This window comes from uncultured Bifidobacterium sp., assembly GCF_959020145.1.
Taxonomy (GTDB): domain Bacteria; phylum Actinomycetota; class Actinomycetes; order Actinomycetales; family Bifidobacteriaceae; genus Bifidobacterium.
Genome location: NZ_CAUEQY010000039.1, coordinates 1 through 9,395 on the forward strand (window position 1 = coordinate 1; position 9,395 = coordinate 9,395).

General features: G+C 56.8%; 10 protein-coding genes and 3 tRNA genes. 12 read left to right on the forward strand and 1 reads right to left on the reverse strand.

Annotated elements, in window-relative coordinates; genetic code table 11:
• Positions 1-8: 8 nt before the first annotated feature.
• Positions 9-671, reverse strand: coding sequence for a 5-formyltetrahydrofolate cyclo-ligase (locus Q5H33_RS07375; RefSeq protein ID WP_081291258.1), 663 nt, complete (start codon positions 669-671; stop codon positions 9-11).
• Positions 672-765: 94 nt separating this feature from the next.
• Between Q5H33_RS07375 and Q5H33_RS07380 the strand changes: the two genes are divergently transcribed.
• The 12 genes from Q5H33_RS07380 to Q5H33_RS07435 all read left to right on the forward strand — a co-directional run bounded on the left by Q5H33_RS07380 (position 766) and on the right by Q5H33_RS07435 (position 9,127).
• On the forward strand, positions 766-1,389 hold the full coding sequence (locus Q5H33_RS07380) for a GNAT family N-acetyltransferase (protein WP_095279207.1): 624 nt from the start codon (positions 766-768) through the stop codon (positions 1,387-1,389).
• 98 nt (positions 1,390-1,487) lie between these two features.
• The gene (locus Q5H33_RS07385) at positions 1,488-2,687 is read left to right on the forward strand and encodes a hypothetical protein (protein ID WP_034879958.1); all 1,200 of its coding nucleotides are present in this window, start codon (positions 1,488-1,490) and stop codon (positions 2,685-2,687) included.
• A gap of 254 nt (positions 2,688-2,941) precedes the next feature.
• Positions 2,942-3,235, forward strand: a complete 294-nt coding sequence (gene groES, locus Q5H33_RS07390; protein ID WP_011742802.1) for a co-chaperone GroES — start codon at positions 2,942-2,944, stop codon at positions 3,233-3,235.
• Positions 3,236-3,638: 403 nt separating this feature from the next.
• Positions 3,639-3,720, forward strand: a tRNA-Tyr gene (locus Q5H33_RS07395).
• Position 3,721: 1 nt separating this feature from the next.
• Positions 3,722-3,793 (forward strand) — tRNA-Thr (locus tag Q5H33_RS07400).
• A 5-nt stretch (positions 3,794-3,798) separates the two neighbouring features.
• Positions 3,799-3,872, forward strand: a tRNA-Met gene (locus Q5H33_RS07405).
• Positions 3,873-3,923: 51 nt separating this feature from the next.
• Positions 3,924-4,094 carry a 50S ribosomal protein L33 gene (rpmG, locus tag Q5H33_RS07410; protein ID WP_003807891.1) on the forward strand — a complete coding sequence of 57 codons (171 nt, stop codon included), beginning with the start codon at positions 3,924-3,926 and terminating at the stop codon, positions 4,092-4,094.
• 111 nt (positions 4,095-4,205) lie between these two features.
• Positions 4,206-5,405 carry a UDP-N-acetylmuramate dehydrogenase gene (locus Q5H33_RS07415; protein ID WP_022245307.1) on the forward strand — a complete coding sequence of 400 codons (1,200 nt, stop codon included), beginning with the start codon at positions 4,206-4,208 and terminating at the stop codon, positions 5,403-5,405.
• Between the two features lie 30 nt (positions 5,406-5,435).
• Positions 5,436-6,932, forward strand: coding sequence for an APC family permease (locus Q5H33_RS07420; RefSeq protein ID WP_022245308.1), 1,497 nt, complete (start codon positions 5,436-5,438; stop codon positions 6,930-6,932).
• 30 nt (positions 6,933-6,962) lie between these two features.
• Positions 6,963-7,283 carry a ferredoxin gene (fdxA, locus tag Q5H33_RS07425; protein ID WP_003836048.1) on the forward strand — a complete coding sequence of 107 codons (321 nt, stop codon included), beginning with the start codon at positions 6,963-6,965 and terminating at the stop codon, positions 7,281-7,283.
• 80 nt (positions 7,284-7,363) lie between these two features.
• Entirely contained in the window at positions 7,364-8,512 is a 1,149-nt protein-coding gene (dapC, locus tag Q5H33_RS07430) for a succinyldiaminopimelate transaminase (RefSeq protein WP_065446765.1), read from the forward strand.
• Between the two features lie 6 nt (positions 8,513-8,518).
• Positions 8,519-9,127: a hypothetical protein gene (locus tag Q5H33_RS07435; RefSeq protein WP_302423814.1), complete on the forward strand. Its 609-nt coding sequence runs from the start codon at positions 8,519-8,521 to the stop codon at positions 9,125-9,127.
• The last annotated feature ends 268 nt before the right edge of the window (positions 9,128-9,395 follow it).

Consider the following 9,395-nt stretch of genomic DNA (forward strand, 5'->3'; position numbering starts at 1 on the left):
CGGACGTCTTATTCGCGTATGGCCGTAAATCCGTTCGGAGTGAGCACGCCATCGACGGGAATATCGTGGTCTTCGTGCGGAACAGGCTTGTCCGTCGGCTCCCACGGCCAGCAAACCGCCACCACCCGTGCACCGGCCGCACGATACTCGAGCGCGCGGTCATACCACCCTCCGCCACGTCCCAGACGGAATCCCTCTTGGTCGACGGCAAGGGCGGGAACAATGATCAGACCGGCGTTTTTCAGCGCTTCAGGTCCGTTTGCGCTATTGCCCGGCTCTTGCGGGCGGTGCGTATTGATGGACCCGTCGCTGTTGGTCTGGTCCTGCAGATCGTGAATGTCGCCAAGTTCGCTCCAGCCAATATCCATGCCGGATCCGAGCCGTGGCACCAGCACGTGGCAATTCGAATCGAATAATGCCTGCAGCATCGGCATCATCGACATTTCGCTGCCCATGGACGCGAATGCGGCCACCGTGGTGAACGAATGAATGAGATTCGCCTTCCGCGCCTGTTCGGCCAACTTATGGCCGGCTTCCAGTCGTTCCTCCTTACTGGTCTGTTTTCTTCGTGCGATTGCGTGTGCGCGCCATTGCTTTTTCAGCTCACGTTGGTTCGCGGCTTCGTCACAGACGCTGTTTTCCATGACGTCGGCTTGCATGTTCGTGGTCATACCGCATGTTGTACCACGGGATGGTTGCGCGCAATCGGAAATGTTATGCGTATGGCAGAATGAGGGCGTGACGATTTTGCGATCTTTACGGGGCATGATGCGTTCGGATCCCAATGCCATTGATGTTCCGCGGTTCATTCAGGCACATGGGCTTCACGTTCCCATAATCCTGCGTCCGCTGACTACTGACGACTGCGACGAATGGAACGAAGTCCGCTGGCGCAACGACGATTGGTTGAAGCCTTGGGAATCCGGGGATCCGGTGCATGGCGCGTCGATGTCGTTCAACGAGTGGGTGCGTGCGATGCGATGCAACGAGCGAAACGGCACCGGAGTGGTGTTCGCCATCGAGCATCATGGGCGTATCGTCGGCCAGATTTCGTTAGGGGCCATCTGCTATGGCGCCATGCGTACCGGCGTGGTTGGCTATTGGGTCGATGAGCGGTGTGCGGGGCGTGGATATGCGCCGATGGCTGTTACGCTATTGGCTGATTGGGCGATGTTCGACCCTTCCGGGCCGCAATTGCATCGTGTGGAGATCGACTTGCTTCCCGAAAACGAACGTTCACGTAAGGTGGCACTCAAAGTGGGGGCATCCTATGAGGGGATGCGCAAGGCGTACATGTTCGTGAACGGGCAATGGCGTGACCATGAATCGTATGCGTTGCTGCCGGAGTACGCACCGAATGGCTTTACCGCACGGTTGATGGGCGAGTGAGCCGTTGGCGAGGTTCGACACGCGCTTTCGCGCACATGTTCGACACGCGGGGGCGTGCACCCCGGAGAATGTCGGAATGTCACCTATTCTTATGAGTTATGGGTTATGAATCGTTAAGCACGGTTGTGGTGCTTGCGATTGTGATTATTCTCATGGTTTTCTGGCTGCCCAAACGGACGGTCAAAGGCATGAAGCGGGTAATCGAGCACCGAGAGGACCGCTTTTCGCCGTCGCTGCATCTGGTGGATGCCGACAGTGGAACGCGATTCTCCGATGAGACCGCCGCAAAGGCGAAAGGGGCAATAATGCAGTCCAACGAGACGCATGAGGGCAAGCTGACCGACGAAAGGATCGCGCATGTCCGTGCCCTTCGTCGTGCCGCGATCCGCAGAAGGCGGATTATTGTTGTCTCGATGCTGGTGATCACAATCGTCGTGTTGATGTGTGCGTTTGTGTTGCATTTCAGTCCGTTGTTTGCTTTGATTCCTGCGTCGCTGCTTGCTGGAGTGCTCGCTTTGGGGGTGAGGGCCGCCAAGCAGGCCGCAGCGTGGGAGCGGAAAGTCGCCAAGTATCGTTCCAAGATGAGGAAGCGTGCTGCGGCAGAGCGCAAGCGCGCCCAGGAAGAGCAGGCGGAGCGCGCTCGTTTGCGGGAGCAGGAGCTTGCGGAAATTCGCAGGATCGCCGAATCTCAGGTGCCGACCGATGTTATGCCGGAAGGTGAGATCCGTCAGGCGATCGATCGCGGCAAGGCCGACCGTGATGTTGTTGTAAGCAAACGCAAGGGGGAAACCGAAGCGAAATCCGCTGCGGAACCGAACGTTGTGGATGCGCAAGTCGTGCCGGATAAGAAGAACGGTCTGTCCATCCACGATGAGCGTGATGAAATCGCCAAAACTGAGGGTGTGGATGCATGCGATGCGGATTCGTCCGCCGTGGCCGGCGCGTCGCAGGATCTGATTTCGTTCTCGTTGGGATCGCCACGCAACGGTAACGATATCGCGCCAGCCGCTCCGGAAAGCATGGAAATCAAGTCCACTCGTCAGGTCGCCAAGGCCGTGCCTCCGACTGCGAGTACGGTTTCCGACAATGTCGAGCCGTTGATTGTGCCGACCGACGCGATCAGCAGCATGGATTCCGACGAGGCCGCAGCCCGTGTGGAGGCTGGTGTGCATCTGCAGGACGTGGATACCGTGGGATTCCACGACTCCGAGGTCAGCGCCGACGTTGAGGCTCCCAGCGTCACCTCCGATTCCCTGGGCGTGGGTTTGGCGTCCATCATGGCCCGTCGCGGGGCGTGACGGAGGGAAAGCGAACGCACGAAACGCACGAAACATACGAACAAGCGTAAAGAACATCAGCCTGAAACCGCATGGTTTCAGGCTTTTTCGTATATTTTGCTCTCAGCGTTAGCACTCGAGTTGGCAGAGTGCTAATAATCGCGCTAGGATATGTTTCAGCGCGAAAGGACGACGCCGTAAGTGATCGTCAGCCTCTTGCTAGCGGGTCCCGGCGCGGTAAGTATCGATTTCTCTTTAGAAAGAGGAGGTCCACAGTGTCGATCTCACTCACACCGTTGGAAGACAAGATCATCGTCAAGCAGGCGGAAGCCGAGACCCAGACCGCTTCCGGTCTGTTCATTCCGGACAATGCCAAGGAGAAGCCGCAGCAGGGTGAAGTCCTGGCTGTCGGTCCGGGCCGTCGCAACGACGCCGGCGAGCGCATTCCGGTCGACGTCAAGGTCGGCGACAAGGTGCTGTACTCCAAGTATGGCGGCACCGAGGTGCACTATCAGGGTGAGGATTACCTGATCGTCTCCGCCCGCGATATTCTGGCCATTCTCGGCTGAGCGTAGCGCGTAGCTGTTTGAAGACCCCGTCAGCGAACGATTGGTGAACAATCGTTGCGTTGGCGGGGTCTTGTTGATTTCAAGCACTTGGGGTTCCTGCAATAGGCCGTGCGCGGCCGATGTATGCTGTGTTCATTGGCGTTGGCGTGCTGGTGTTGGCGTCGCTGTTCAGATGGTCTGCAGGGAAGGTTCGGAAGAAATACTCGTGTTTTTTCTTTTTGGAATTTTTTTCGGGAGGATTTGCTCTGATTGACACCGACATGTGGCTGATAGTGAGAAATCGTTGGAATTTCAACGATTTTGAGACTTTTTGGCTTCCGCGACACGCCGTATTTGCGTTAATCGCATGATCTGTGGCATACTAAACGGGTTGCCGGTTGGGGTTCAACCAAACAGGCAGCACGGCGGATTTCCCAAGCGGTCAAAGGGAACTGACTGTAAATCAGTCGCCTCGTGCTTCAGTGGTTCGAATCCACTATCCGCCACGCCTCGATAGCTCAGTGGTAGAGCACTTCCTTGGTAAGGAAGAGGTCGTGAGTCCGATTCTCACTCGAGGCTCTCATGGCGGGATAGCTCAGCTGGCTAGAGCGTACGACTCATAATCGTAAGGTCAAGAGTTCGAGTCTCTTTCTCGCTACAAAGGCCGACGGAATGTCGGTATAGCAACGAACCACAAGAGGTGAACTAAATGGCAAGCAAGAGCGCCGACATTCGTCCGGGCATCACGCTGGCATGCACCGAGTGCAAGGAGCGTAACTACATCACGACGAAGAACCGCCGTAACACGCCGGATCGTCTTGAGCTCAAGAAGTTCTGCTCCCGCTGCGGCAAGCAGACCGTGCATCGCGAGACCCGCTGAGCGAGTTCAAAGCTTTATGAAACCCGACCAATATGGTCGGGTTTTTTGTTTTCTTTCAACCTTTTCTTGACACCTTTCCAACTGCCTTCCCCGCACGCTAAGCTAAGCATCATGACCAATTTCGCAGATCTCACGACCATCGCCGTAGGTGGGCCAATCGCATCCTTTATCGAACCGACCTCGCGTGTCGGCGTTATCGAAGCCGTCGAGGATGCCGACGCCAAAGGATTGCCGCTGTGCGTGATCGGCGGCGGATCCAATATGCTCGTGGCCGACACGCCGTTCGATGGTGTCGTGGTGCGTGACGCGCGACACGCCGTAAGCGTGCTTGATGAGGCGGCTCCCGTCGAAAACGGCGAAACAATCGTGCATGTCAACGCCGAAGCGGGTTGCAATTGGGATGATTTCGTCGACTACTGCGTCAACCTCGGCTTGGAGGGCGTGGAAGGACTCTCCGGCATTCCAGGCACTGTCGGCGCGTCGGTCGTGCAGAATATCGGCGCATACGGCCAGGAAGTCGCATCCAGCGTCGAAAGCGTGGAGGTCTGGGATCGCAAAAACAAGCAGACCAAGGAGCTCACCAATCAGGAACTTCATTTCGGCTATCGCATGAGCGCGCTCAAAGCGAGCATGTACAGCGCTCCGGCAACGCCTGCGGCCGACTTCTTCCCGACACCGCGCTACGTGGTGTTGTCCGTTACTTTCGCGCTGCATCACAGCGAAACCGGCGTAGTTGGCTACGGCCAGCTCGCCAAAGCATTGGGCGTGGAAGTGGGCGACCGTATGGCGACCGCGGATATTCGCAACGCCGTGTTGAAAGTACGCGCCTCCAAAGGCATGCTTGAAGATTCCCATCGATATCTGACCGAAGCCATGCGAGGCACCAAAAAGAGCGAACTGGTCGCCATCGCGCATGACGCACAGCGCACGCAGACAGGCAACGATGAACCCGACTACAATCGCCACAGCTGCGGCAGCTTCTTCATGAATCCGATTCTCACCAAAGAACAAGCGGCAAAGCTTCCCGAAGACGCGCCACGATTCGACGCGACCTTGCCGGATGGCACGCCGGGCGTCAAAACATCCGCGGCATGGCTTATCGATCATGCGGGATTCCATAAGGGCTACAAAACCAGCGGAAATGCCGCAGCGGGGCTTTCGACCATGCATACGCTGGCATTGACCAACCGCGGCGGAGCCACAGCTGCAGATATCGCGGAACTTGCCAAAACCGTGCAGGATGGCGTTGAACGGGCATTCGGCATTCGTCTCGTTCCCGAACCGGTCGTCATCGGCATGAGCCTTAAGTAAACGTAAGAACGAAGGGAGAAGGGAAACGCAATGAACGTATTACGTAAGAAATCCGTCGAGCAGACGCTGGCGGAAACAGAGGAGTCGGGGCGCTCCCTGAAACGAGACCTGACCTGGTGGGATTTGGCCATTATGGGCGTGGCCGTGGCCGTCGGCGCGGGTATCTTTTCCATCGGCGCGCAGGCGGCAGCCTTCCATGCGGGTCCGGCCGTGATCATCAGCTTCCTCATCGCCGGCGTGGTATGCGGTGCGGCCGTAATGTGCTACGCCGAATTCGCGTCCATGATTCCGGTTGCGGGATCCGCCTACACCTTCACCTACACCACCGTCGGTGAGATCGTCGCGTGGGTGATCGGCTGGGATTTGATCCTTGAAATGCTGATGGCAGGCTCCGTCGTCTCCAAATATTGGGGCGTCTATCTCAACGATTTCTTCCGACTTGTCGGATGGAATATCAATACCAACGTCACCATCGGATCATTCAATTTCGATTTCGCGCCAATCATCGTCGTAGCTTTCTTCACGGCACTGCTGGTGTGCGGCACGAAAATCGGCGCACGGGTCGACGGCGCGCTTACCATGCTGAAAATCGCCATCGTGCTATTCGTGGTAATCGTCGGATTCTTCTACGTCAAAGCCGAGAACTTCACCCCATTCATTCCACCGAGCGAACCGGCGACCGCCACCGGATCCGGGTTGGCCGCAACCATGGAACAGCCATTATGGCAGTGGGCCACCGGCATGACCCCCAGCATTTACGGCATTGCCGGCATCATCTCCGGAGCCGCGCTCGTGTTCTTCGCGTTCCTCGGCTTCGATGTAGTCGCCACCACTTCCGAAGAAACCGTCAATCCGAAGAAGAACGTTCCGCTGGGTATAGGCGTGGGCATGGGACTGATCATCGTGCTTTACACCCTCGTCGCCATCGTCACCACCGGCATGGTCTCCTACAAAGACCTCGCCAAGCAGAAAGATCCGTCGCTTGCCACGGCATTCGAAATGGTCGGCGCTGACTGGGCCGCCAAAATCATCAGTTTTGGCATTGTGATCGGCCTGGCCACCGTGGTCATGGTGCTGCTGCTCGGCCTGACCCGCGTGGTGTTCGCCATGAGCCGAGATGGCCTGCTGCCGCGCTCGCTCAGTCACACGGGCAAGCACGGCACTCCAGTGCGTCTGCAGATTGCCGTCGGCGTGGTCATGGCACTCATCGCAGCCAGCTGCAACGTCAGTATCCTTGCCGACATGGTGAACATCGGCACGCTGTCGGCATTCACCCTTGTTTCAATCTCTATTCCGATCATGCGCAAGAAGCGCCCCGACCTGAAGCGAGTCTTCAAAATCCCCGGCAATCCATGGGTGCCTATCCTCATCGCGCTCGCCAACATCTGGCTCATGCTCAACCTGAGCGTGCTCACCTGGATTCGATTCGTGGTCTGGCTTGCGGTCGGCTTCTGCATCTACTTCGGCTACGGCTACCGCCACGCCCGACTTGGTACGGGAGAGCTGGAAGTTGGCAATCAAGAGTAGTCTTGAACGGTAAGTGTTAAGGAGGTAACCATGCCATACGTTGTCGCTCAGCCGTGCGTCGATGTCAAAGACAAGGCCTGCGTGGACGAATGCCCGGTCGATTGCATCTACGAGGGCTCCCGTTCCCTGTACATCAATCCGAACGAATGCGTGGATTGCGGCGCATGCGAACCGGTGTGCCCGACTGAAGCCATCTTCTATGAAGATGATCTGCCAGACGAGTGGGCCTGGTACAAGGATGCCGCAGTCAGCTTCTTCGCTGAAGTCGGCGATATGGGCGGCGCTTCCGCAGCCGGCCCGATCGGTAAGGATCCGGAGCAGGTAGCTGCTCTGCCGCCGCAAAATCAGTGATCGGCATTTGAAAGCGGCCTTTTCCCGTTGGAAGAGGCCGCATATTTTTTGTTTATAGAGGATTATAAGGAGTTTCCACGATGGGCTTTCATGAGTTTTCTTCGCCATACGATTGGTCGCGTATCGCAGCATACAAGCGCACGGCAAAAGCCGCGTTCGGAGGCATGATCGACCTGTCCGTGGGATCTCCCGTCGATCCCGTGCCCGACTCGGTGCGCAAGGCGCTCGCAGTGGCGGCGAATGATCCGAATGCGTATGGATATCCGGCTACTGCAGGTACTGCCGATTTACGTGCTGCGATTGCTGAATGGTTTTCGGCGGCTCGCAATGTTGATTTGCAGGCGATCCATGCTGATGTGGTGCCTACAGTCGGCTCCAAAGAGGGTGTTGCGTTGATGGCGTCGCTACTGCATTTCGGTGAGGATGATGTTGTGGTGCAGCCGAAGGTTTCGTACCCGACGTATGAGATCGGCACGCAGTTGGCTGGAGCGCAGGTGCTTAAGGTCGACGATGTGGCTGATGTTGCGTCGTGGCGCAATGTGCCCGGCGTCAAAGCGGTGTGGGTGAATTCCCCTTGCAATCCGACGGGCGAGGTGTATTCGGCCGAGCGGATGGCTGGCATTGTCGCAGCTGCGCGTGAGATCGGCGCGGTGGTGCTTTCCGACGAATGCTATGCGCTGATGCAGTGGAGGGGTGCTACGAATAGTGCTGATGATGATCCGCTGCAATCGACGCCGTGCGCTTTGCGAAGTGATGTGTGTGCGGGTTCCGCTGAAGGCGTGCTGGTGCTGTATTCGTTGAGCAAGCAGAGCAATATGGCTGGGTATCGTACCGCGTTCATTGCCGGAGATGAGTCTTTGATTGCATCGATGAGTGCATATCGCAAGCAGATTGGTCAGATTATTCCCGGTCCGGTGCAGGCTGCGATGGCTGCCGGACTGCGTGATCTGGAATCCGTCAAGGTTCAGCATGCGCGCTATCGGGAACGTCTCGGCGTGTTGGTGAGCGCGTTGCGTGCTTACGGATACTGCACCGACATGCCGGATGGTGCATTGTATGTGTGGGTGAGAGCCAAGTCGGGCGATTGCTGGACCGATATGGAGCAGCTTGCCAAGATCGGCATCATCGCCAGCCCCGGCGAGTTCTATGGTGCGCCGGAATGTCTGCGTTTCTCCGCCACTGCCAGCGACGAGGCGATCGCTTCCGCTGCTGAACGTTTGGCGCGCTAAGCCGATATGCAAAAGGGCTTCCGGCAATCGCTGGAAGCCCTTTATCGGCGGAGTCAGAGGGAGTCCAACGCCCATGCGTCTTATGGCTATGCGCAGCTGTTGATGTCGCTGATCCAGGAGTGGTGTGCGCTGTTCAAGCGTCCGGAACTACCATTCATATTCGCCCAATTGCCGAACTATACTTTGGAACCCGATTGCGATTGGCCAAGGCTGCGTGATGAACAACGGCGCGCTTTGACGTTGTGGAACACGGCGATGGTGGTGACGATCGGATATGGAGAGGATAATGACCTGCATCCTTTGGATAAGCGCCATGTCGCGCAGCGCTTGGCAACGGCTGCCGAGTCGTTGGTTTATGGACGTGATCGCGAGCCGATGGGGCCGCTTCCTGTCATGGTGATTCACAAGGATGACGGCATTGAGATCTCCTTCACCCATACGGGAGGGGGATTGGTCTGCACAGGCGACGTGCCTTTTGACATCTTGGAGCCGGGAGGCTCGATATATCGGGTGAAGGCTCGTCGGTACGATTGCTATGGCGGTAACGGAACCGGGCGTGCGAGTGGCGCAGTGAGAGAGCTCTCCCCAGTACAGTGTCAGTTTGTCGGCCAATGAAGCATCGATGATAACGCTATTGCCGGGGACAGCGTAAATAGTTTTCGCAGTTAATCGTGTTTGGGCGGAAGCCTGCAATTTCCTGCTTTTGAAATACTTAAATCTATTCGAAAGTTTCGTAAATATTTGCATATAGAGCTTTCGTAACAAAAATTTTAAGTATTTAGTTAAGTGACTTGACTTTCTTGAAAGTCAAGTCATATAATCAAGCAATGCTTTGACTGAAATGCTAAAGCATTTACGAAACATGAAGATGTGTGTTCGTGCA